21 protein-coding genes and 1 tRNA gene are annotated in these 23,161 nt (G+C 68.7%); 14 read left to right on the forward strand and 8 right to left on the reverse strand.

Annotated features, from left to right (window positions below; all coding sequences use genetic code 11):
- Positions 1-2 precede the first annotated feature (2 nt).
- Together ACIOVG_RS11645 and ACIOVG_RS11650 are read left to right on the forward strand one after the other, a co-directional pair.
- A complete protein-coding gene (locus tag ACIOVG_RS11645; RefSeq protein ID WP_400873332.1) occupies positions 3-1,013 on the forward strand; it encodes an alpha-ketoacid dehydrogenase subunit beta in 1,011 nt (336 codons plus the stop codon).
- Positions 1,010-2,377 (forward strand): dihydrolipoamide acetyltransferase family protein, encoded by a 1,368-nt coding sequence (locus ACIOVG_RS11650; protein ID WP_400873335.1) that lies wholly within the window; start codon positions 1,010-1,012, stop codon positions 2,375-2,377. Before ACIOVG_RS11645 ends, ACIOVG_RS11650 begins: the two co-directional genes overlap by 4 nt.
- On the opposite strand, the gene ACIOVG_RS11655 is transcribed toward ACIOVG_RS11650, so the two are convergent.
- On the reverse strand, positions 2,370-2,963 hold the full coding sequence (locus ACIOVG_RS11655) for a TetR/AcrR family transcriptional regulator (RefSeq protein ID WP_247630066.1): 594 nt from the start codon (positions 2,961-2,963) through the stop codon (positions 2,370-2,372). The genes ACIOVG_RS11650 and ACIOVG_RS11655 overlap by 8 nt on opposite strands.
- Positions 2,964-3,074: 111 nt before the next feature.
- Here ACIOVG_RS11655 and ACIOVG_RS11660 point away from each other — a divergent pair, with 111 nt between their 5' ends.
- From ACIOVG_RS11660 to ACIOVG_RS11680, 5 genes are read left to right on the forward strand one after another with little or no spacing between them, the layout of a single operon-like run.
- On the forward strand, positions 3,075-4,628 hold the full coding sequence (locus ACIOVG_RS11660; RefSeq protein WP_400874754.1) for a carboxyl transferase domain-containing protein: 1,554 nt from the start codon (positions 3,075-3,077) through the stop codon (positions 4,626-4,628).
- 5 nt (positions 4,629-4,633) lie between these two features.
- A complete protein-coding gene (locus tag ACIOVG_RS11665; RefSeq protein ID WP_400873338.1) occupies positions 4,634-6,547 on the forward strand; it encodes a biotin carboxylase N-terminal domain-containing protein in 1,914 nt (637 codons plus the stop codon).
- Complete coding sequence (locus ACIOVG_RS11670; RefSeq protein WP_400874757.1) at positions 6,547-7,695, forward strand: acyl-CoA dehydrogenase family protein; 1,149 nt, start codon at positions 6,547-6,549, stop codon at positions 7,693-7,695. The genes ACIOVG_RS11665 and ACIOVG_RS11670 overlap by 1 nt, the downstream gene beginning before the upstream one ends.
- Before the next feature lie 9 nt (positions 7,696-7,704).
- The gene (locus ACIOVG_RS11675) at positions 7,705-8,226 is read left to right on the forward strand and encodes a MaoC family dehydratase (protein ID WP_400873341.1); all 522 of its coding nucleotides are present in this window, start codon (positions 7,705-7,707) and stop codon (positions 8,224-8,226) included.
- Positions 8,223-9,029, forward strand: a complete 807-nt coding sequence (locus ACIOVG_RS11680) for an HpcH/HpaI aldolase/citrate lyase family protein (protein WP_400873343.1) — start codon at positions 8,223-8,225, stop codon at positions 9,027-9,029. The genes ACIOVG_RS11675 and ACIOVG_RS11680 overlap by 4 nt, the downstream gene beginning before the upstream one ends.
- A gap of 45 nt (positions 9,030-9,074) precedes the next feature.
- On the opposite strand, the gene ACIOVG_RS11685 is transcribed toward ACIOVG_RS11680, so the two are convergent.
- Positions 9,075-9,662, reverse strand: a complete 588-nt coding sequence (locus ACIOVG_RS11685; RefSeq protein ID WP_400873345.1) for a histidine phosphatase family protein — start codon at positions 9,660-9,662, stop codon at positions 9,075-9,077.
- Positions 9,659-10,474 carry a Sir2 family NAD-dependent protein deacetylase gene (locus ACIOVG_RS11690; RefSeq protein WP_400874759.1) on the reverse strand — a complete coding sequence of 272 codons (816 nt, stop codon included), beginning with the start codon at positions 10,472-10,474 and terminating at the stop codon, positions 9,659-9,661. Before ACIOVG_RS11690 ends, ACIOVG_RS11685 begins: the two co-directional genes overlap by 4 nt.
- A 137-nt stretch (positions 10,475-10,611) precedes the next feature.
- Here ACIOVG_RS11690 and ACIOVG_RS11695 point away from each other — a divergent pair, with 137 nt between their 5' ends.
- A complete protein-coding gene (locus ACIOVG_RS11695) occupies positions 10,612-11,412 on the forward strand; it encodes a TrmH family RNA methyltransferase (protein ID WP_400873348.1) in 801 nt (266 codons plus the stop codon).
- Positions 11,413-11,425: 13 nt separating this feature from the next.
- On the opposite strand, the gene ACIOVG_RS11700 is transcribed toward ACIOVG_RS11695, so the two are convergent.
- Positions 11,426-12,253 carry an SGNH/GDSL hydrolase family protein gene (locus ACIOVG_RS11700; RefSeq protein ID WP_400873351.1) on the reverse strand — a complete coding sequence of 276 codons (828 nt, stop codon included), beginning with the start codon at positions 12,251-12,253 and terminating at the stop codon, positions 11,426-11,428.
- 148 nt (positions 12,254-12,401) lie between these two features.
- Here ACIOVG_RS11700 and ACIOVG_RS11705 point away from each other — a divergent pair, with 148 nt between their 5' ends.
- Positions 12,402-14,144, forward strand: coding sequence for a DEAD/DEAH box helicase (locus tag ACIOVG_RS11705; RefSeq protein WP_400873354.1), 1,743 nt, complete (start codon positions 12,402-12,404; stop codon positions 14,142-14,144).
- A gap of 154 nt (positions 14,145-14,298) precedes the next feature.
- A complete protein-coding gene (locus ACIOVG_RS11710; protein ID WP_247630076.1) occupies positions 14,299-15,396 on the forward strand; it encodes a VIT1/CCC1 family protein in 1,098 nt (365 codons plus the stop codon).
- A 12-nt stretch (positions 15,397-15,408) separates the two neighbouring features.
- Here the strand turns inward: ACIOVG_RS11710 and ACIOVG_RS11715 are convergent, their stop codons facing one another.
- From ACIOVG_RS11715 to ACIOVG_RS11725, 3 genes are read right to left on the reverse strand one after another with little or no spacing between them, the layout of a single operon-like run.
- The gene (locus ACIOVG_RS11715) at positions 15,409-17,163 is read right to left on the reverse strand and encodes a carbohydrate-binding domain-containing protein (protein WP_400873358.1); all 1,755 of its coding nucleotides are present in this window, start codon (positions 17,161-17,163) and stop codon (positions 15,409-15,411) included.
- Between the two features lie 17 nt (positions 17,164-17,180).
- Positions 17,181-17,942, reverse strand: a complete 762-nt coding sequence (locus tag ACIOVG_RS11720; protein ID WP_400873361.1) for a polyphosphate polymerase domain-containing protein — start codon at positions 17,940-17,942, stop codon at positions 17,181-17,183.
- Positions 17,939-18,523 carry a DUF4956 domain-containing protein gene (locus ACIOVG_RS11725; protein ID WP_400873364.1) on the reverse strand — a complete coding sequence of 195 codons (585 nt, stop codon included), beginning with the start codon at positions 18,521-18,523 and terminating at the stop codon, positions 17,939-17,941. The genes ACIOVG_RS11720 and ACIOVG_RS11725 overlap by 4 nt, the downstream gene beginning before the upstream one ends.
- Positions 18,524-18,709: 186 nt before the next feature.
- Between ACIOVG_RS11725 and ACIOVG_RS11730 the strand changes: the two genes are divergently transcribed.
- Together ACIOVG_RS11730 and ACIOVG_RS11735 are read left to right on the forward strand one after the other, a co-directional pair.
- Positions 18,710-19,681, forward strand: coding sequence for a phosphodiester glycosidase family protein (locus ACIOVG_RS11730; RefSeq protein ID WP_400873367.1), 972 nt, complete (start codon positions 18,710-18,712; stop codon positions 19,679-19,681).
- Complete coding sequence (locus tag ACIOVG_RS11735; protein WP_400873370.1) at positions 19,678-20,742, forward strand: GtrA family protein; 1,065 nt, start codon at positions 19,678-19,680, stop codon at positions 20,740-20,742. The genes ACIOVG_RS11730 and ACIOVG_RS11735 overlap by 4 nt, the downstream gene beginning before the upstream one ends.
- A gap of 39 nt (positions 20,743-20,781) precedes the next feature.
- On the opposite strand, the gene ACIOVG_RS11740 is transcribed toward ACIOVG_RS11735, so the two are convergent.
- Positions 20,782-20,864 (reverse strand) — tRNA-Leu (locus ACIOVG_RS11740).
- A 111-nt stretch (positions 20,865-20,975) separates the two neighbouring features.
- Here ACIOVG_RS11740 and ACIOVG_RS11745 point away from each other — a divergent pair.
- Together ACIOVG_RS11745 and ACIOVG_RS11750 are read left to right on the forward strand one after the other, a co-directional pair.
- Complete coding sequence (locus ACIOVG_RS11745; protein ID WP_400873373.1) at positions 20,976-22,271, forward strand: M20/M25/M40 family metallo-hydrolase; 1,296 nt, start codon at positions 20,976-20,978, stop codon at positions 22,269-22,271.
- A 51-nt stretch (positions 22,272-22,322) separates the two neighbouring features.
- The gene (locus ACIOVG_RS11750; protein ID WP_400873376.1) at positions 22,323-23,147 is read left to right on the forward strand and encodes an undecaprenyl-diphosphate phosphatase; all 825 of its coding nucleotides are present in this window, start codon (positions 22,323-22,325) and stop codon (positions 23,145-23,147) included.
- The last annotated feature ends 14 nt before the right edge of the window (positions 23,148-23,161 follow it).

Consider the following 23,161-nt stretch of genomic DNA (forward strand, 5'->3'; position numbering starts at 1 on the left):
CCATGGCGGAGATGACCCTGGGCAAGGCCCTCGGCGCCGGTCTGCGTCGGGCGATGCAGGATGACGAGAAGGTCGTGCTGCTCGGGGAGGACATCGGAAAGCTCGGCGGCGTGTTCCGCATCACCGACGGACTGCTCGACGAGTTCGGTGCTCAGCGAGTGATCGACACTCCGCTGGCGGAGTCCGGAATCGTCGGCACTGCGGTGGGGCTGGCCTTCCGCGGCTACCGGCCGGTCGTGGAGATCCAGTTCGACGGTTTCGTCTATCCGGCGTTCGATCAGATCGTCGCCCAGGTCGCCAAACTCCACTACCGCACCCAGGGACGGGTGAGGATGCCGATCACGATCCGCATCCCGTGGGCCGGAGGGATCGGTGCCGCCGAGCACCACTCCGAGTCGCCCGAGGCCTACTTCGTCCACACCGCGGGTCTGAGGGTCGTCGCGGTGTCGAATCCCGCCGACGCCTACCGGAGTCTGCGCCAGGCGATCGCTTCCGATGACCCGGTGATCTTCTTCGAGCCGAAGCGGCTGTACCACCACAAGGGCGAGGTCGATCTGGACGCGTCTCTGGCGGATGCGCCGCCGATGGGACTGGCGAGCGTGGTGCGCGCCGGTCGCGACGTCTCGCTCATCACGTACGGTGCGATGGTGGGCACCGCCCTGCAGGCGGCAGAAGCCGCAGAGGACGAGGGCGTGTCGATCGAGGTCATCGATCTGCGCTCCCTCTCACCCGTCGACTACGACTCCGTTGCGGCATCCGTGCGCAAGACCGGTCGCGTCGTGGTCGCCCACGAGGCTTCGCGAGAGGCCGGTGTCGCCGCCGAGGTGATCGCGAGCATCACGGAGCGCTGCTTCGAGTACCTCGAGTCAGCGCCGCTGCGTGTCACGGGGCACGACATCCCGTACCCGCCCGCGAAGCTGGAGAAGTTCCACCTGCCCGACCTCGATCGCCTGCTCGACGCGGTCGATCGTGTGCTCGATCGGCCCCACAGCCTCACGGAGGTGGACGCATGATCGCCGAGTTCCGACTGCCCGATCTCGGGGAGGGTCTCACGGAGGCGGAGGTCGTCCAGTGGCTGGTGGCGCCCGGTGACGCTGTCACGCTGAATCAGACGCTCGCCGAGGTCGAGACCGCCAAGGCCGTCGTCGAACTGCCGTCACCGTATGCGGGCACCGTGTCGACGCTGCACGCAGATGCGGGGGAGACGATCGCCGTCGGAGCTCCCCTCATCGCGTTCGACGTCGAGGGGGAGGATGACGACGCGCCAGAGCCGATCGTCGAGGAGAAGGCGCAGCCGAACCTGGTCGGGTACGGCGCAGCGCCGTCGACCAACGCCCGTCCGGCTCGTCGAGCGCGCCGCATCTCCGGTGCCACCGCCGCCGCCGACACTGCGGTGCTCGAAGCGGCGCCGCACGACGCTGCGCCTTCCGCCACTGCCGAGCACGTGATCGAGCGGCCGCGATCGACGCCTCCCGTGCGTGCCCACGCCAAGCGCCTCGGGATCGACCTCGTGCTCGTCGCCGCTGCCGTCGGCGACCGCCTGATCACCCGCAACGACGTGGATGCCTACGCCGAGCGCACAGGTGCCGGCCGAAGCGACGCATCGATGCCGGCGCGCGACGGTTCCGGTGTCCCTGCATCGCCCGCCGCACTCGGCTCGGACGAGAGGACGCACGAGCGCGAGACGAGGATCCCGATCCGCGGAGTGCGAAAGCACACGGCGGCAGCCATGGTGGCCAGTGCCTTCACGGCACCGCACGTGACGGTGTTCCACACGGTCGATGTCACCGAGACGATGGATCTGCTCGCCGGTCTCCGCGAGGACCGGGTGCTCTCCGCCCATCGCATCGGTCTGCTCGCTGTGATCGCGAAGGTCGTCTGTCTCGCTCTGGGACGCACTCCCGGGCTCAACGCGCACTGGGACGAGGCCGCCGGTGAGATCGTCCAGTATCACTACGTCGATCTGGGCATCGCAGCCGCCACCGAGCGCGGCCTCATCGTGCCGAACATCCGCGACGCGGACCGTCTGTCGCTCGTCGAGCTGAGCGAGGCGCTCAGAAGTCTCGCCGAGACCGCTCGTGCGGGTAGGACATCCCCGGCGGAACTGCTCGGCGGCACCTTCTCGATCTCGAACATCGGGGTCTTCGGGGTCGATGCGGGAACACCGATCCTGCCGCCGGGGCAGTCCGGGATCCTCGCCGTGGGAGCTGTGCGTCGTCAGCCCTGGGAGCACCGCGGAGAGATCGCGCTGCGTCAGGTGATGACTCTGAGCCTGTCCTTCGACCACCGTCTCGTCGACGGGGCGGAAGGTGCGCGCTTCCTCAAGGACGTCGCCGACGTGCTGGAGCAGCCCGGGCGGGCGATGCTTCTCAGGTAGGGGCGCGCAACGCGGCATCCGCCATCGCGGCCAGCACGGTCGCGGTGGCGGTCTGCTGTCTGGTGGTGGCCCGCGTGCTGTGGGGCGTCGAGTTGATCAGGCCGAAGCACGCTTGAACGCGCAGTCGCAGCTCTTCCGGCGTGGCGGGCAGGAGGGGAGCGAGCGCGTCGATCCAGACGCCGATGTAGGTGCGCTGCAGCCGTCGCACTGCGGCGCGGTCCTCGTCGGACAGATGGGCGACGTCTCGGTCCTGCACCTGGATGACCTCAGCGTTGCCGAGAGCGAAGTCCACGTGGAAGCGGATCAGTGCCCGCATCCGCTCTTCCGGCTCTGCGGGCGCCTCGGCGACGCGTGTTCCTCCGGCGACGAGGTCGTTGCTCACCTTGACGAGCACGGCACCGAGGAGCGCCTGCTTTCCGGCGAAGTGCCGGTAGACGGCGGGACCGGAGACGCCGACGGCAGCGCCGATGTCCTCGAGACTGACGCCGTTGTACCCGCCCACGGCGAAGAGCCGCGCGGCTTCATGGAGGATCGCATCGGAGCGCTCGGCTTTGGCGCGATCTCGAGCAGTCGTCGGGGTTGTCATTCCAGTTAATCCTCGCTAACCTGAATGTACGGGTTAGTGAACACTAACCGAATCAGCACGCGGAGCGCCACCGTGGGTCGCTTCGTGACGTGGGTCGAGGAGGACTTCACGATGCCCGCCACCCAGGAATCTCTGGCGCAAGCGCTGCGCGATCGTCTCGCGACGGCGGCGCTGGGAGGACCGGCCGCCTCCCGCGAACGTCACGTCGCCCGTGGAAAGCTGCTGCCGCGCGAACGCGTCGCCCGACTGCTCGACGAGGGCAGCCCGTTCCTCGAGGTCGCACCTCTCGCCGCGGACGGCCTGTACGGGGGAGAGGCGCCGGGAGCGGGTGTGATCGCCGGCATCGGCCTGGTGCACGGTCGCCACGTGATGGTCGTCTGCAACGACGCCACCGTCAAGGGCGGCACGTACTACCCGATGACCGTCAAGAAGCACCTGCGCGCGCAGGAGATCGCCAGGGAGAACCGGCTGCCGTGCCTGTATCTCGTGGACTCGGGCGGGGCCTTCCTCCCTCGACAGGACGAGGTGTTCCCCGACCGGGACCACTTCGGACGCATCTTCTTCAACCAGGCGAACATGTCGGCGCAGGGCATCCCTCAGCTCGCCGCCGTCCTCGGATCCTGCACGGCCGGGGGCGCCTACGTACCGGCGATGAGCGATGAGACGGTCATCGTGCGCGGACAGGGCACGATCTTCCTCGGCGGACCTCCGCTGGTCAAGGCGGCGATCGGGGAGATCGTCACGGCGGAGGAGCTGGGCGGCGGAGAGCTCCACGCCCGGCGCAGCGGAGTGGTCGATCATCTGGCAGAGGACGACGAGCACGCGCTCGAGATCCTCAGAGACATCGTCGCCACGCTGCCTCCGCCCGCGGAGCCGGCGTGGGAGATCATCGACAGTCGGGAACCCGAGGAGCGATCGTCGCTGTACGACGTGGTCCCCGTCGATGTGAATGCCGCGTACGACGTCCATGAGGTCATCAGCCGGCTCGTCGACGCCGACAGCTTCCGCGAGTTCAAGGCCGAGTACGGCACGACTCTCGTCACCGGATTCGCCCGACTCCACGGGCATCCCATCGGCATCATCGCCAACAACGGTGTGCTGTTCAGTGAATCGGCGCAGAAGGGCGCCCACTTCATCGAGCTGAGCGACCAGCGCGGCATCCCGCTGCTGTTCCTGCAGAACATCACCGGCTTCATGGTCGGTTCGGAGGCCGAGGCCGGCGGCATCGCGAAGGACGGCGCCAAGATGGTCACCGCGGTGGCGAGCACCAGAGTGCCCAAGCTGACCGTGATCATCGGCGGCTCATTCGGCGCCGGGAACTACTCGATGTGCGGCCGGGCGTACTCGCCGCGGTTCCTGTGGACCTGGCCTGCGAGTCGGATCTCTGTGATGGGCGGCCCGCAGGCGGCGTCCGTGCTCGCCACGGTCAAGGAGGATCAGCTCGCCGCGCGCGGCGAGGAGTGGTCCGCTCAGGAGCGGAGTGCGTTCGAGGAGCCGATCCGCGAACAGTACGAGGTGCAGGGCGAGCCCTATTACGCCACCGCCCGCCTCTGGGACGACGGGATCGTCGACCCCGCGCAGACGCGCGATCTGCTCGGGCTCGCGCTCGATGTGGTCGCGCGCACCCCGTTGCCCGAACCGCGCTTCGGCGTCTTCCGGATGTGAGAGAGATGACCGACCACCTGTTCCACACCGTTCTCGTCGCGAACCGGGGCGAGATCGCGCGGCGCGTGATCCGCACGCTGCGCGCGCTCGGCATCCGCAGCGTCGCGGTCTACAGCGACGCCGATGCGACGGCGCCTCATGTTCGCGAGGCCGATGTCGCGGTGCGCATCGGTCCCGCTCCGGCCTCGGAGTCCTACTTGAACATCTCCGCCGTCGTCGACGCAGCGAAGAGCACCGGTGCGCAGGCCATCCACCCCGGCTACGGCTTCCTGTCGGAGAGCGTCGGTCTGGCGCAGGCCTGCGCCGCGGCGGACATCGTGTTCATCGGTCCCGACGTCCTGGCGCTCGAGGTGATGGGCGACAAGGCCAGGGCGCGTGAGCACGTCGTGCAGCACGGCGTCCCCGTGGTCCCCGGGTTCGATGCATCCGGACTGTCGGACGTGCAGATCGCGGCCGAGGCCGAGCGCGTCGGCTACCCTCTGCTGGTCAAGCCCAGTGCCGGTGGCGGTGGCAAAGGCATGGAGGTCGTCACGAGTGCCGAAGGTCTCGCGACCGCTCTCGCATCGGCTCGTCGGGTCGCATCGGCATCGTTCGGCGATGACGCGCTGATCCTCGAACGGCTCATCCGGCGTCCCCGCCACATCGAGGTTCAGGTGTTCGGTGATCGCCAGGGCACGGTCCTCGCCCTCGGCGAGCGCGAGTGCACGCTGCAGCGACGGCATCAGAAGGTCATCGAAGAGGCCCCGTCCGCGGGGCTGGGCGCGGGCACCAGGGACCGCCTGCTCGAGACGGCCGTGCGCGCGGCCGAGAGCGTCTCGTACGTCGGAGCGGGAACGGTGGAGTTCCTCGTCGACGCGGACGCACCGGACGAGGTGTTCTTCATCGAGATGAACACCCGCCTGCAGGTCGAGCATCCGGTCACCGAGCAGGTCACCGGCCTCGACCTCGTCGCGCTCCAGCTCCGAATGGCGGCCGGACTGCCGCTCGACATCGTGCCGTCCGTGCACGGACATGCCGTCGAGGCGCGCGTCTACGCGGAGTCTCCGGAGCGCGGCTTCCTGCCGTCCACGGGGATGATCCTGCGCTTCGACCCGCCGGCCGGCGTGCGAGTGGATGCCGCGATCGAGACGGGGAGCGAGGTCACCGGGTTCTACGATCCGATGATCGCGAAGGTCATCGCCACCGCCGACGACCGGGCGACCGCGCTGGCGCTCCTCGACTCCGCTTTGTCGCGCACCGTCGTTCTCGGGGTCGACACCAACATCGCCTTCCTGCGCCGCCTCTGTCGCAACGAACGCGTCGTCGCCGGGGATCTGGACACCGGACTGATCGAGACACTGCTCCCGGTCACCGCGGCGCCGCCCACCGCGGCGATGCTCAGTGCCGCCGCCGAGGTGGTGCACGCCGCATCGGAACCGGTCAGGACGAGCGCACTCTGGCGCGAACTGCCCGGATGGCGCTCGGGCGCGCCGGCTGTCGAGCGTCCGCAGCCGCACTTCGTCACCGATGATGACGAACTGCTCAGCGTGGAAGTCGGTGACCGCCGCTCTCGGGGGACCGCGCGGGCCGCTGTCGACGGCGAGGGAGCGGTCTGGGTCGCTCAGGATGGGATCACCTCTCGTCTGCGTCCGCTCGATCGGCGTGCGATGACGCGCCGCCGACTGTCCGCCTCGCGGGCGGAGAGCGGAGGGGGCGGTCCGGAGGGGCGTGCCCCCATGCCGGGGAGTGTCGTCGCTGTGCATGTCGAAGACGGGGCGACGGTCACAGCGGGAACACCGCTCGTCTCGATCGAGGCGATGAAGATGGAGCACCAGGTGCTCGCCCCCCAGGACGGAACCGTGCACCTCCTGGTCGCGGTCGGAGAACAGGTGCGTCGCGATCAAGCGGTCGCCCGTGTGATGACGGAGGAGAGTCGATGATGGAAGAGCTGACCGAGGAGGAGCGCGAGCTCGCCGGGATGGTGCGCGAGTTCGCCGATCAGGTCGTCGCGCCGCAGTCGTACGAGGCCGATCGCACCCACACGCTCTCGATGGACGTCGTGGGTCAGATGGGCGACCTCGGCCTGTTCGGTCTGCCGTTCCCGGAGGAGTACGGCGGACAGGGCGGCGACTACATGGCGCTCGCTATCGCGATCGAGGCGCTCGGACGCGTCGACCAGTCCATCGCGATCACCCTCGAGGCGGGCGTGAGCCTGGGGGCCATGCCGGTGTACCGATTCGGCACCGAGGAGCAGAAGCAGACGTTGCTGCCCGATCTGCTCGCCGGTCGCGCTCTCGCCGGTTTCGGACTCACAGAGCCGGAGGCAGGAAGCGATGCCGGGGCAACGCGCACCACGGCCCGACTCGACGGTGAGGAATGGGTGATCGACGGGTCGAAACAGTTCATCACGAACTCCGGCACCGCGATCACGCGCTTCGTGACCGTCACCGCGGTGACCGGCGACGAGGGTGGGCGTAAGGAGATCTCCACGATCATCGTCCCCAACGGCACCCCGGGGTTCACGGTCGAGGCTCCGTACGACAAGGTCGGCTGGAACGCCTCCGACACGCATCCGCTCACCTTCGACGGTGCACGAGTGCCTGCCGCGAACCTCCTGGGCGCACGCGGGACCGGGTTCCGGAACTTCCTCAGCATCCTCGACGAGGGCCGCATCGCGATCGCCGCGTTGGCGACCGGCGCGGCCGAGGGGTGTCTGGAGGCATCCGTCGAGTATGCCAAGAGCCGCACGATCTTCGGCAGTGCGCTGAGCACCCGGCAGAATGCCCAGTTCACGCTCGCCCGGATGCGCGCCCGCGTGCACACGGCGCGACTCGCCTGGCACCATGCCGCACGACTTCGCGACGCGGGGCGGCCCTTCGCCGAGCAGGCCGCGATCGCCAAGCTCGTGGCGGGCGAAGCGGCGATGGACAATGCCCGCGACGCCACGCAGATCTTCGGCGGCAACGGGTTCATGAACGAGTTCCCGGTGGCCCGCCACTACCGCGATTCGAAGATCCTCGAGATCGGCGAAGGCACGACCGAGGTCCAGCTGCTGATCATCGCGCGTGGGCTCGGACTCGCCGGGTAGCGTGGCAGCATGCCAGACACCGATCGACCGGAGGGAGGCGACGTGACGCAGGACATCCTCCAGCGCGGGTTGTACTACGAGGAGTTCGTGGTCGACGCCCGTTACCTCCACAGGCCCGGACGCACCGCCACCGAGGCGGACAACGTGCTGTTCACGACGTTGACGATGAACACACAGGCCCTGCACCTCGACGCGGCGTTCGCGGATGCCCAGGAGCCGTTCCACGCACGTCTCATGAATTCGATGTGGACCCTCTCCACGATGGTCGGAGCCTCGGTCGCGCAGCTCACGCAGGGCACACTCGTCGCCCAGCTCGGCTTCGGGGAGATATCCTTCCCGCACCCGCTGTTCGCCGGCGACACCCTGTACACCGAGAGCGTCGTGCTCGACAGACGGCTCTCCTCCTCGCGACCGGGTCAGGGCATCGTCCGCATCGCGCACACCGGTCGGAATCAGGACGGTACGGTGGTGGCGACGGCGACCCGATCGGTGCTCGTCCGCACTCTTCCCGAAGGGACTCCCGCACCATGACGTTCGCGCTCGGACCCGCGATCCTGTTCTGCCCCGCCGACCGCCCTGAGCGTTTCCGCACCGCGCTCGACCGTGCGGACGCGGTCATCCTCGATCTGGAGGATGCGGTGCTGCCTGCGGCGAAGGCGACGGCGCGCGGCAACCTGATCGATGCGGACATCGATCCTGATCGCGTGATCGTGCGGGTCAATGCGCCGGGCACCGAGGCGTTCGTGTCCGACCTCGCGACGTTGAGCCAGACGGACTTCCGCACCGTGATGGTCGCCAAGACGGAGGAACCGGAGGCTCTGGCAGCATTCGATCCCCGCTTCTCCCTGATCGCACTGTGCGAGACGGCCCGGGGCGTGCACGCCGCTGACCGCATCGCCGCTCATCCGCAGGTGGTCGCCATGATGTGGGGAGCGGAGGACCTCGTCGCCTCGATCGGGGGCACGTCGAGCCGTCGGGCGGACGGGGCGTATCGGGATGTCGCGCGCTACGCGCGGTCTCGGGTGCTGCTCGAGGCCGCAGCGCACGGAAAGCGTGCGATCGACGCCGTCCACATCGACATCGACGACGTCGAGGGGCTCGCCCAGGAGGCGGCGGACGCCGCGGCCTCCGGGTTCGCCGCGACGGCATGCATCCATCCGAGCCAGGTGGCCGTCATTCGCACCGCCTACCAGCCGGATGACGAGACTGTGGCGTGGGCCAGGGCCGTGCTCACGGCGTCCGAGGAGGAGCGTGGAGTGTTCCGCTTCCAGGGGCGCATGATCGACGAACCGGTTCTCCGGCACGCGCGTTCCGTGGTGGCGCGGGCCGGCTGAACCGCTCGCACAGCGCCCGCGAATCTGAGCGGCCATCCACTCTGGTCAGAGGACCGGAGACTCCTCGAGCAGCCGCAGATATCCGGGCGCCGCGACGAACCGGTGGGCCGAGCCGTTCCGGAGGACCTGCCCGTCGCGGGGGAGCGTACCGCCGGAGACATGATCGATCACCGCACGGATCACGCCACCGTGCGCGACGACGATGACCGATTCCGCACGCGGAGTGGAGCGGCGGCGTGCCTCACGCGCGATGGCGTGCAGCGCGGCGATCGCCCGCTCGCCGACCGCTGTCAAGGACTCGGCACCTGGCACTTCCGCATGCCAGTCGCCGTAGGTCTCGATGTAGTCGGGGACCAGCATGCCTTCGCCTTCGCCGAACTCGCGCTCACGGATGTCGGGGACGACGCCGGCGATCTCCAGGCCGAGACGGTCCGCGATGATCTCGGCTGTCTCCTTCGCCCGCAGCAGCGGGCTGGTGTACACGGCGTGGTGCGTGTCGGAGGCGAGCTTCTCAGCCGCCCACCGCGCATCGGCGCGACCGGTGTCGTTGAGCGGGATGTCGGTGGACCCCTGGATGCGCTTGGCGAGGTTCCAGTCGGTCTGACCGTGGCGGACGAGGGTGAGGTAGGTCACGAGAGGAGTTCCTGGAGTGCGGGGAGCACGTCGCTGGTGCCTGCGGCGATGGTGACATCGGCCCAGGCGTCCGCGCGCGTCGGCTCGCGATTGACGATGATCAGGGGGATGCTGCGCCGGCGCGCGCGTTCCACCAAGCGCACGCCCGAGTTCACGACGAGCGAGGAACCGGCGACGATCAGCGCGGAGCTGGCGCGCAGCAACGACTCCGCCGCCCGGAAGCGGTCCTGCGGAACGTATTCGCCGAAGAAGACGACGTCCGGCTTCAGCATGCCTTCGCAGACCGTGCACACCGGGACCACGAAGCCCTCGGTCGACGAGGGGAGCACGTCGCCGTCCGGTGCCAGCTCGATGTTCTCCGGCACCGTGATCCAGGGATTGAGCTCCTCGATCTGCACGGCCACGTCGCGACGATCGAACACCTGGCCGCAGTGCAGGCACAGCACACGACGCATGGTGCCGTGCACTTCGATGACGTGAGAGCTGCCGGCGCGCAGATGCAGTCCGTCGACGTTCTGCGTGATGACTCCGGAGACGAGGCCGGCGGCCTCCATCTCGGCGAGGGAGGTGTGACCGGCGTTCGGCCCCGCCTGGGCGAACGCCTTCCAGCCGAGATGGCCGCCGACCCAGTACCGGCGGCGCGCGGCTTCATCGCCGAGGTAGGTCTGGATCGTCATCGGGTCGCTGCGCGTCCTCGCACCTTCGCCGCGATATGCGGGGATGCCGGAGTCGGTCGAGATGCCGGCACCGGTCAGGAGGGCGATGCGCTTGCCTCGCAGCAACTCTGCCGCGTGGGCGATGGTGGCCGACATCTCGGCAGAATTCGACACGCTCACAGGACCTCCTCGAGTGAGTCTACGGTGCGCGAGTGACTCGGGCCCACGTGATCAGAGCCGCCTCCGCAGCCGGCGGTTCGGTCCGGCCCGGCGGCGATGGCAGAGTGGACCCCGTGGACCTGCTGCCAGTGACCGACCCCGACGACCGACGCCTCGACGACTACCGCGGCCTCACCGACACAGCGCTGCGGGCCCTGTCGGAACCGGCCGGCGGGCTGTACATCGCGGAATCGACGAAGGTGATCGCCCGTGCGGTCGCGGCCGGACACCGCCCTCGATCGGTTCTCGTGCAGGAGCGTCGGGTGGACGACATCCGAGCGATCGTCGGCGACCTCGACGTGCCGGTGTACGTCGTCCCCGATCAGGTAGCCGAGGCGGTGACCGGTTTCGCCGTGCACCGGGGGACCATCGCATCGATGCATCGGCCGACGCTGCCGCCGGTGAGGGACGTCCTCGACGGCGCGTCCCTCGTGCTGATCCTGGAGAACATCGGCGATCACACGAACGTCGGCGCCGCGTTCCGCGCAGCCGCCGGGCTGGGTGCGGATGCCGTGCTCGTGTCGCCTGGCGGGGCGGACCCGCTCTACCGTCGCAGCGTGCGGGTGAGCATGGGCACCGTGTTCCAGGTGCCGTGGACGCGCATCCTGGACTGGGACAGCGCCATCGCCGATCTTCATGCGGCCGGGTTCGACATCGCAGCGCTGGCGTTGCGCGACGATGCCGTGACGCTCGACGCCTACGCCGCCGACCGCCCCGCCCGCGTCGCCCTGGTCATGGGCTCCGAAGGTGACGGTCTCTCGCGCGAGGCGATGGCGGGCGCGGACACCATCGTCACGATCCCGATGTCCGGCGGGGTCGACTCCCTCAACGTCGCCTCCGCGGCTGCCGTGGCGCTCTGGTCGATGAAGCGCTGACCCGCCGACCCGGTCAGTCCTGCTCTGGCAGGAACACCGGCGATGGTTCAGGCCGCTTGGCCGCGAGGTTGTCGCCGGAGGACTGGTGCCGCAGACGACGCAGCACCCACGGCACCAGGTGCTCGCGCGCCCAGCCGAGGTCGCCGGCTCGCGCCTCCCGCCAGGTGCGCTCGGGGAACGGCTCGGGCTGCATGGACTCGAGGTCGTTCGGAACGTTCAGCGCGCGCAGCACCATGCGGGCGACCTCATGGTGACCGAGCGCGTTGTAGTGCAGACGGTCGTCGTCGAAGAAGCGGGGATCCTGCACCACCTTCAGGGCCCACTGGTCGGCGACGATGCAGTCATGACGTTCGGCGATGGCTCGGACGTTCTCGTTGTAGATCGCGACCTTGCCGCGGAAGGGGCGGAAGACCGGGGTGAAGGCGGTGTCGATACCGGTGAAGAGCACGACCGCGGCGCCCGTCGACGACAGGCGGCTGACCGCGTCCTCCAGCTGTTCGGCGATGGCGTCTGGGTCGGTTCCCGGTCGGATCACGTCGTTGCCGCCCGCGCAGATCGACACGAGATCGGGGTGCAGCGCGACGGCCGGCTCGATCTGGTCCGCGACGATCTGGGCGATGAGCTTTCCGCGCACCGCGAGGTTCGCATAGGCGAAGTCGTCGACCTGCTGTCCGAGCACCTCGGCGACGCGGTCTGCCCAACCGCGGTGGCTGCCCGGGGTGCGCGGGTCGGGGTCGCCGATCCCCTCGGTGAACGAGTCCCCGATCGCCACGAAACGGCGCCACGGGTGCGGCGCCTCGTTGTCCACATACGGGGTCCGAGTCGAATCCTGGTCGGTCATCCAGCTCTCCTTCGCGAACGTTCTGCGACGCGGTGGTGACCGCGGCGCAGTGTCAGAGCCTACCCGCAGGGGTGCGCCCGGGGGAGGGGAACGCGCGGGAACCGTGGCGCGTGATCCGGTGTCGTCGGCAGCGATTATCGTGGAGTCGATGCTTTCACCGTCCTTTCCTCAGCGCGCCCCCTGGGGTACCGCGAACAAGCTGCGCGCCTGGCAGCAGGAGGCCCTCGAACAGTACTTCGCGGCGGACCAGCGCGACTTCCTCGTCGCCGCCACCCCCGGCGCCGGCAAGACCACGTTCGCACTCACTCTCGCGGTCGAGCTCATGCGCATGGGCGAGGTCAACCGCATCATCGTCGTAGCCCCCACCGAGCACCTCAAGACGCAGTGGGCCGACGCGGCAGCACGTGTGCACATTCGGCTCGACCCCCGCTTCCGCAACAGCGACTGGGCACCCGCTCGCCACTACCACGGAGCGGTCGTGACCTACGCGCAGGTGGCCGCGAAGTCCTCGGTGCACCGGCACCTGACCGAAGACGCCCAGACGCTCGTGATCCTCGACGAGGTGCATCACGGTGGTGACGCGCTCAGCTGGGGCGACGCCATCCGCGACGCCTACGGTCCCGCGAAGCGGCGCCTGCTCCTCTCCGGGACTCCGTTCCGCAGTGACACGGCACCGATCCCGTTCGTCGAGTACCACCCCGACGAGTCCGGCGCACGCATCTCCCGCACCGATTACAACTACGGCTACGGCCGGGCCCTCGCCGACGGCGTCGTGCGCCCGGTGCTGTTCCACATGTACGCGGGCAAGATGCGCTGGCGCACCACGACGGGTGACGAGCTCGAGACGCACCTGGGCCAGGACAACACGAAGGACGTGACGTCGCAGGCCTGGCGGACGGCGCTCGACCCGGAAGGGGACTGGATGCCGGCGGTGCTGTCCGCCGCCGACCGCCGTCTCACCGAGATCCGCCACCATGTTCCCGATGCCGGCGGACTCGTGCTGGCGACCGATCAGACGGTCGCCCGCGCCTATGCCAAGATCCTGCACAGCATCACGGGACAGCAGCCGACCATCGTGCTCTCCGACGACGCGACCGCGTCGGAGCGGATCGAGAAGTTCAGCGCGAACGATGCCCGATGGATGGTCGCGGTGCGCATGGTGTCGGAGGGCGTCGATGTTCCGCGGCTCGCAGTGGGCGTGTACGCGACGTCGTCGTCGACCCCGTTGTTCTTCGCGCAGGCCATCGGCCGCTTCGTGCGCGCCCGCCGTCGGGGCGAGGCCGCCAGCGTCTTCCTCCCGCAGGTGCCCGTGCTCATGGGGCTCGCGAACGAGATGGACAAGCAGCGCGATCACGCGCTCGACCGCCAGTCGAAAGAAGAAGACGGCCTCGACGACTCGCTGCTCGAGAGCGCGAACCGCGAAGAGGAGACATCGGATGCGCTGACGCAGGAGTTCAGCTATCAGGCGCTGTCCTCGGTCGCCCACTTCGACAGGGTCGTGTTCGAGGGCCAGGAGTTCGGACAGTTGGCCGAGCCGGGCACACCGGAGGAGGAGGAGTTCATCGGGTTCCCCGGGCTCCTCGAGCCGGAGCACGTGCACGAGCTGCTCATGCAGCGGCAGTCCCGCCAGTCCCGCCTGCGAGAAGCGCGCGAGGCCTCGGCCGGACCGGCGGAGACGACGACGCTGCCTCCGCCGCTGCACCGCACGCTCAAGGAGCAGCGCCAGCTTCTGAACAGTCTGGTCGGGCTCTACGCCCGCCAGAAGGGGGAGCCGCACGGCGCCGTGCACGCGGAGCTCCGCCGCATCTGCGGCGGGCCGGCCGTCGCGCAGGCGACCGTGACCCAGCTGCAGTCGCGTATCGAGGTGCTCCGCAAGCGCGTGCGTGCCTGACGGCACGGTTCGACGCTGTCCCCGCGCCCTTCGGTGCGGCGCTTCGGATCCCCGAAATGCTGTCAATCCGCGTCTGAGCGGGGTGTGCGCGCAGCTTCACGGTTAGCGTTGAACGGTTGCCCGCGCACCGGGCACCGTCACATCTGGAGGACCCATGACAGCCCCCGCTGCCGCTGAGCCCACTGCCGCCGATCGCCGGCGCTGGGCGCGCTACCTCGTCGAGGAACGCGCCGAGGGCGCCGTGTATCAGAGACTGGCCGCACGGAGGATCGGCGAAGAGCGCGACATCCTGCTGAGCCTCGCCGAGGCGGAACGCCGTCACGAGCAGCACTGGCTCGACCTGCTCGGCGATGAGCCCAAGCGGCTGCCGCGCGCGGGCATGCGTTCCCGTCTGCTCGGCTGGATGGCCGGGCGGTTCGGGTCGATCTTCGTGCTGGCACTGGCGCAGAGCGCGGAGGCGCGCTCGCCCTACGACGCGGAGCAGTACGCAACGCCCGCGATGCGCGCCGACGAGAAGGTGCACTACGAGGTCGTGCGGGGTCTGGCCGCGCGCGGACGGCGGCGGCTGTCCGGCTCTTTCCGGGCAGCGGTGTTCGGAGCGAATGACGGTCTCGTCAGCAATCTCGCCCTGGTGCTCGGTATCGGCGCGACCGGTGTGAGCTCAGGGTTCGTGCTGTTCAGCGGCATCGCCGGACTCCTGGCCGGAGCCCTGTCGATGGGAGCAGGCGAGTTCGTCTCCGTGCGTTCGCAGCGCGAGCTGTTGGCGGCCACCGAGGCGAACGATGACGCAGCTGCCGCCGCGGGCGATCTCGACATCGACGAGAACGAGCTGGCCCTGGTCTACCGCGCCCGTGGCATGGATCAGGAGGAGGCGCTGGAGCGCGCACGCGTCCTCGTCACGGCTGCGCAGGCCGGGGTGCGGCGCGCCGCCACCGGCCCGATCCGCACCCACGGCGGAGAAGACCATGACATCGTCGGCAGCGACTGGACCGCCGCGATCTCCAGCTTCCTGCTGTTCGCGTCCGGCGCGATCATCCCGGTGCTGCCGTGGATCTTCGGCCTGCAGGGAACCGCGGCCGTGGTCGTCGCGCTGATCCTGGTCGGCATCGCCCTGCTCACCACCGGTGCGATGGTCGGCATCCTGTCCGGCGGACCGCCGCTGCGTCGGGCGTTGCGCCAGCTGGCGATCGGCTTCGGTGCAGCGGCGGTCACCTACCTCTTGGGACTGCTCTTCGGCGTCGGGGCGGTCTGAGCGCTCCTCAGGTCAAGACTGTCCGTCATCCGAGCCGTCGGGCCGGTTGCCTCCGGGCATCCCACCGCCCTGTTGTCCGCCCTGACCCGGCCCCATCCCGCTCGTGCCGCCCTCGCCGGCGGTCACCGTCGTCGCGGAGCCGTCCACCACGACCTCGTACGCGGTCCCGGACATGATCTCCGCTCCGGAGTAGACGACGGTCGCGAATGAGGTGTCGGCCGTGTACTCGGCGACGACCTCGCCGTCTGCGACGATCTCGACCGTGGAGCCTGCGGAGCCGGAGGTCGTGGCGAACACCCATCCCTGCGCGGAATCGGTGGACGGCGCCACCGCCATCCCCGCGCTGCCCGCTGCGAGGAGGGTCCCGCCGCTGATGTCGAATGTGCCGTTGACATCGATCGCACCGTTCCCGTCGCTCGTCGGTCCCCAGATCGTCAACGACCCGTCGGACATGGTGGCCGATCCGTTGGAGTCGAAGCCGTCGCCGCCCGCGTTGACTGTCGTCTCGCCGCCGGAGATCGTGATCGTCTCTCCGCTGTCCTGCATGCTCTCCCCGCTGCCGGAGGAGGCGTTCAGGCCGTCGTCGGAGGCGGTGACTGCGACCTTCCCGCCGGCGATCGTGATGTCGGCGCTCTCGAGACCCTCGTAGCTCTCCGACACGCTCGTGTCGCCGCCGTCGATGACCAGGGCCGTGTCGGCGTGCACGCCGTCGTCGCCGGATGCCAGGGTGAGCGTGCCATCGTTCACGTGGACGGCTCCGTTCGAGTGGATGGCGTCGTCGGCGGCATCGGCATCGATGGTCCCGCCCTCGATGACCACGTAGACGCCCGCCTTGATCGCCTTGGCCGAGAGCCCGTCCTCCATCGCGGCAGTGGACCCGCCGCCGCTGACGAGCGTGAGGTCGCCTCCGGTGATCACGACATCCGTCGCCGCGGCCACGGCATCGCCGCCGCTGGTGATCTCGAGGTCGCCGGCGGAGATCCACACGTAGCCCTGCGTCTCATCGGCGTCCTGATCGCTGGACACGCCGTCGCCGCCCGCGGTCACCGTGATCGTTCCCCCCTCGACGATCAGTGCGTCCTTGCCGCGGATGCCGTCGTCGGCCGCGTCGACGGTCACCGTGCCGCTGAGGATCGTGAGGTCGTCCTTGCTCGTGATACCGTCGTTGCCGTTGCCCGCGACGGTCAGTGAGCCCGTGCCGCTGATCGTGAGGTCCGCATCGCTATAGAGCGCGGCGTCGACCTCCGCGTCGTCGGCATAGCTCGATGCGTCCGAGAGCGTGTTGTCGCTGTCGTCGGCGAGCACGAGCGCCACGTCGTCGGCACCGGTGATCGCGACCGCGGCGCCCTCGGTGTTCGAGATGTCGGCATCGTCGAGGATGAGTGCCACCACGGCGTCGTCCGGGGCGGCGATTACGACCGATCCCTCCAAGGAGCCGGACAGGCGGTACGTGCCGCCCGCCGTGATCGTCACCGAGTTCCCGTCGACGGTCGCTCCTTCTCCGTCGACCGTCGCGCTGTCGCCCGTCAGGGCGATCGTGGTCTCCGCGGTCGTGTCCGCCTCATCCGCAGACACGGTCGTGGCATCGGCGTTGTCGGCCAGCACCTGTTCGGCAGTGAGTGAGGCGTCGACGTTCTGCACGGACGTCGCCTCGGCCGTACTCGACGCGGTGTCGGCATCCGCGGTGACGGCGGTGCAGCCGGCCAGGACGACTCCGGTCAGCACGAACGGTGCGGCGGTGAGAAGGAAGCGGTTCTTGGTGCGCATGAGAGTCTCTCTTTCGGTCAGACGGCGATCGCCGCGGGGTGGAAGCGTCGGCGCAGCACGCGCGCCCACTTGTTCGAGGGGAGGTCGGGACGCAGGGCCGCGAGCCCCGTGCCGTATTTGCTGATCGTGGAGGGGCGGATGCCGTGCCGCCACAACAGACGATCGGTGTCTCCCGTGCGCAACCCCGACTTCGTCTCGACGATCACCAACCCGGGCACGTGCAACTGCTGTCCGTCGGCGAGCTCCCAGGAGAGAGAGGTGTCGATGGTCGCGCGGCCGCCACCACGAGGGGCGAGCAGCGTCGTGCGGTCATAGCGTGTGGCGAGCGTGGGAACGAGGTCGGTGGTGTCGAGATCACGGAGGCTGAGGGACTCGAGCCCGAGCGCCGCATACTCCCGCCCCCGGGCGGTGAGCTCGTCGCGCGCGGAGAACTCGTAGCCGATGCGCTCCTTCACGGTCGCACTGCGCGCCCCACGGGTCTTCAGCTCGAGGAAGGCGTCCTCGGAGTCCACGTAGCTGCGGGTGCGGAGCTTGAACCTGCGGCGGCGTCCGAGCGCCGCCATGCGGAAGCTGAGCAGGTCCGCCGTGTCGAAGTAGTACGACTCGTAGGCGAAGGAGCGGCGACCCTCCAGGGTGAGCACCCGGGTCTGCGAGGGCAGTTCGCTGAGGACGGAGGCCGCCTCATCCACCGTCATCACGTACTTGCGGTCGACCCGCGTGAGCAGCGCCGCCTCGGCCACGAGCTCGTCCAGGCCGACGGGATCGAGCCGGGGGATCATCGTCGCGCTCCCGACAGTGCGGCGCTCACTCCGGACGGCGCGCCGATGCGATAACGCACGTCGACCTGCGTGGTGTCGTTGACGAAATCGAGCTGCAGGATCGAGACCTGGGTCACCGTGCCGCCGAGCACGCGTTCGAGCTCCGTGACCAGTTCCGTCTCATCCCCGACGGCACGATCGAGAGTCATCGTCAGCTGCCGCGAGCGCGACAGCAGCCGCGGGTGGTCCGCGACGAACATCGCGGCGATGATCAGGGCCATGAGTGCGAGCGACACGGGGGAGAGGGTGGTGCTCAGACCGGCGATGAGGCCGAGCGCGAGGGATGCGAAGTAGTACGCCACCTCGCGCTGCGAGATCTCCGACGAACGCAATCGGATGATCGACAGCACACCGAACAGGCCGAGACCCAGTCCCAGCGCGACCGACGTTCCCGCCAGAACGACCGCGACCGCCAGTACGCCGACGTTCACCCCGACGAATGCGACCACGAGGTCGCGTCGGCGGTGGCGCAGGTAGTAGATGCCCAGGGCGAGGATCGTGATGGCGACGAGGTCGGCGGCGATCATGACGAGCGTGTACACGAGTGGATTCCTTCGGTCGGGGGTGGAGGTTCCCTCCCATTCCGACCTAGCTGGCTATGTCCTTGCTATGTGCTGTCTATGCCAGGTTCAAGAATGTCGCTGTGCATAGGAACCCCCGAACGGACACCTCGGTGACGCACGGGCAACGGATAGCAGCCCGATAGCGCGGACCCGTAGCTGTGGGGGATGGACACTCGACAGCACCACCCCAGACCGAAGCGGCGGCGGCGCCGCATCCTGCTCGCGGGAGGGCTCGCACTCGCCCTCAGCGCCGGCGGGGGAGCCGCATGGGCCGCAGACCGATTCCTCATCGAGCATGTGAGCATCACGGACGTCTCGTCGTACGAGGCCGCGAACTCGAACACGAGCGACAGCATCACCGAGACCACCAACGCGACGGTCACCGACACCGCGTACGACTCCGACCAGGCTGACATCGCGCTCTCCACGGTATCGACCGGGTCAGGCGATGACACCGTCACCTATTACGTCGCAGATGTCACGCTGACGGATGCCACCGCGTTGCGCTCCGCATTCGCCGGCGATGCGTTCGGCACCAACATCACCGAGACGACGAGTGCGATCGCGGCGGCGAACGATGCGGTGTTCGCGATCAACGGTGACTACTACGGCTTCCGTGACACCGGCATCGTCATCCGCAACGGTGTGGTGTATCGCGACGAGGGGGCACGTGAAGGCCTGGCGTTCTACGAGGACGGGCATGTCGAGGTCTATGACGAGACCGCGACCACCGCAGCCGCGCTCGTTGCGGACGGCGTCTGGAACACGCTGTCGTTCGGCCCTGCGCTCGTCGAGCACGGGACCGTCGTCGATGGAATCGAGGACGTCGAGGTCGACACCAACTTCGGCAACCACTCGATCCAGGGCGAGCAGCCGCGCACCGCTGTCGGAGTGATCGACGACAACCATCTCGTCTTCGTGGTGGTCGACGGCCGGAGCGCCGGCTACAGCCGCGGTGTCACGATGACGGAGCTCGCCGACATCATGATCTCTCTCGGCGCGACGACCGCGTACAACATCGATGGCGGCGGTTCGTCGACGATGTACTTCGACGGCGCACTGGTCAACAACCCGCTCGGCAAGAACCAGGAGCGCGGCACCAGCGACATCCTGTACATCGCAGGGAGCGCGCCGTGATCGTCCTGATCCCCGCGTACGAGCCGGATGAGCGCATGCGCGAGCTGGTGGATGCGCTCGATACGAACGGCTTCCAGACCGTGGTCGTGGACGACGGCAGCGGAGCGGCGTACTCGCCGCACTTCGCCGAGGCCGCGCGTCGGGGAGCCACGGTTCTGCGCCAGCCGCGGAACGAGGGCAAAGCGCGCGCGCTGCGCCACGGCCTCGCCTACATCGCAGAGCGCTGGCCGGGCGAAGATGTGGTGACCGCCGACAGCGACGGACAGCATCGGCCGTCCGACATCGCCGCCGTCGCAGCTGCCACCGTCGGCAGCGACGCGCTGGTGCTCGGAGGACGCTCCTTCACCGGTGAGGTACCCGTGCGCAGCAGACTGGGCAACGCCGTGTCGCGGTGGCTGTTCCGGCTCAGCGGGGGAGCTGTGCACGACACGCAGACAGGACTCCGCGGCATCCCCGCCGCGCTCATCACCGACGTCGTGGCCGTGTCGGGCGAGCGCTTCGCGTGGGAGATGAACGTACTGCTCGACTTCACCCGGCGCGGGATCCCGATCCGAGAGGTGCCGATCGAGACCGTCTACCTCGATCACAACGCCTCCTCGCACTTCCGGCCGCTGCGTGACTCTCTCGACGTGCTTCGGCCGCTGCTGCGTTACGTCCTGGTGTCGTTCGGATCGTTCCTGCTCGATGTGGCGTTGCTCCAGCTGCTCTACGCGGTCACGGGAGACCTCCTGCTCTCCGCGGTCGGCGCCCGGGTGCTCAGCGCCGCCGTCAACTTCACGCTCAATCGTTCGTTCGTCTTCCGTGACGGATCCTCAGGAGGTGTGCGCCGACAGCTCGGGCGGTACGCCGCGCTTGCTCTCGCGCTGCTCGCGGGCGGATACGCGTCGATGGCGCTGTTCGTCGCCTGGGGCGTTCCTGTCCTCTGGGCCAAGCTGCTCGCCGATGCCGCCGTCTACACCTGCGGATTCCTCGCGCAGCGCGGATACGTATTCCGCCGTGGGGAGGGCCGTCGCACGCTGGGATCCGTCGAGAAGCGCGTCGACACGGCGAAGAGGGCATAAACCAGAAGAAGGCCCCCTCTCGGGAGCCTTCTTCTTCTGTGCGCGGAGGGGGACTTGAACCCCCACGCCCTTACGGGCACTACGACCTCAACGTAGCGCGTCTACCATTCCGCCACCCGCGCAGGTTTTGGATGATCGTTGCCGACCGAAGAATGACATTACCACGTCCTCCGCGGCCTCTCGAACCGACCCGCACGCCCGGGCGTGGCGCGCGGCTTCGATAGCCTGGAGCCATGACTGATCCGTCTCTTCCGGAGGTCGTCCGCATCGCGAGCGACCTGATCCGCTTCGACACGTCCAACTTCGGTGGAGGCAAGGCCGAGGGGGAGCGCGAAGCCGCGGAGTATGTCGGCGCCTACCTCGAAGCGCTGGGTCTCGAGGTCGAGTACTACGAGCCGATCCCTCGTCGGACGAACGTCATGGCTCGGGTCGCGGGGCGCGACCGCTCGAAGCCGGCGCTCGTCGTGCACGGTCATCTCGACGTGGTGCCGGCGATGGCCGAGGACTGGAGCGTCGACCCGTTCGCCGGTCTCGTCCGCGACGGGATGCTCTGGGGTCGCGGGGCCGTCGACATGAAGAACATGAATGCGATGATCCTCACCTCTGTCGCCGAGATCCTGCGTGCGGGCAAGCAGCCGGAGCGCAATCTGATCCTCGCCTTCTTCGCGGATGAGGAGAACGGCGGGGTCGAAGGCTCGGCGCTCGTGGTCAAGGACCGCCCCGAGTGGTTCGAGGGCGCGACGGCGGCGATCAGCGAGGTCGGCGGCTACTCGATCACCGTGGACGATCGGCGCGCATACCTGCTGCAGGTGGGTGAGAAGGCGCTGATCTGGATCCGGCTGGTCGCCAAGGGACGGGCCGGACACGGTAGCCGCCTGCACGAGGAGAACGCCGTGACGCGGCTCGCCGAGGCGGTGGCGGCCATCGGACGCACCCGCTGGCCCATCCGCCTCACGCCGACCACCACCGCGCTCCTCGAGGGGCTCAGCGCTCTCACGGGGCGCAGCACGGAGGATCCGGACGCACTCGCGGCGGCGGCCGGTCCCGCGGAGGCCTTCCTGCGCTCGTCGTTCCGCACCACCGCCAACCCGACGGCACTGAACGCCGGGTACAAGCACAACGTGATCCCCGAGCGCGCCGAGGCCCTGATCGACGTACGTGTGATCCCCGGCACCGAGGAAGACGTGCTGGCTGAGCTCCAACGCATCGTCGGCGACGACATCGTGATCGAGACCGTGGTGCGCGACATCGGCATGGAGACCCCGTTCGAGGGCGATCTCGTCGAGGCGATGGTCGCGAGCATCGGTCGCCACGACCCCGGTGTTCCCGTGATCCCGTACCTGCTGGGAGCGGGGACCGACAACAAGGCGCTCGCGGCGCTCGGCATCACCGGATACGGGTTCGCGCCCCTCAAGCTCCCGGCCGACCTCGACTTCACAGGCATGTTCCACGGTGTCGACGAGCGGGTACCCGTAGAATCGCTTGTCTTCGGCCAGCGGGTGCTGACCGATCTGCTGCGCTCGTTCTGAGCGACGCAAGACCGCTCCCGCGCCGACCTCGACTCAGAAGGCCTCACCTCCATGCATCTGCTTGAAGCGCTCATCCTCGGCATCGTCCAGGGACTCACCGAGTTCCTGCCGATCTCCTCCAGCGCACACCTGCGCATCCTCGGCACCTTCCTGCCGTCGGGTGAGGACCCGGGTGCCGCGTTCACCGCGATCACCCAGATCGGCACGGAGGCCGCGGTCGTCGTCTTCTTCTGGCGCGACATCGTGCGCATCATCGGACAGTGGTTCCGCTCACTGTTCGGCCGCGTGCCTCGCAACGATCCGGACGCCCGCATGGGATGGCTGATCATCATCGGCAGCATCCCGATCGTGCTGCTCGGGCTGCTGTTCCAGGACCAGATCGAGAGTGTGCTGCGGTCGCTCTGGATCGTGGCGATCATGCTGATCGTCTTCGGCATCCTTCTCGGAATCGCCGATCACGTCGGAGCCAAACGACGCAGTCTGAAGGACCTCACGTATCCGGATGGCGTCGCCTACGGATTCGCCCAGGCGCTCGCGCTGATCCCGGGAGTCTCGCGCTCCGGCGGCACGATCACCATGGGGCTCTTCCTCGGCTACGAGCGAGCCGCCGCGGCCCGCTACGCGTTCCTGCTCGCGATCCCCGCCGTGTTCGGAAGCGGCTTCTACCAGGTCTACAAGAGCTGGGGTGAGCCGTCCTTCTTCTCGTTCGGCGACACCCTGGCGGCCACCGGCATCGCCTTCGTGGTGGCGCTCGGCGTGATCGCGTTCTTCATGAACTGGATCTCGAAGCGCAGCTTCCTGCCGTTCGTGATCTACCGCATCCTGCTCGGCACGACGCTGCTGGTCCTGCTCGGCACCGGAGTCATCGCAGCCTGAGCGCGAGCTCAGCA

Origin of the sequence: Microbacterium sp. NPDC087591 (assembly GCF_044743625.1) — a bacterium.
Lineage (GTDB): Bacteria > Actinomycetota > Actinomycetes > Actinomycetales > Microbacteriaceae > Microbacterium.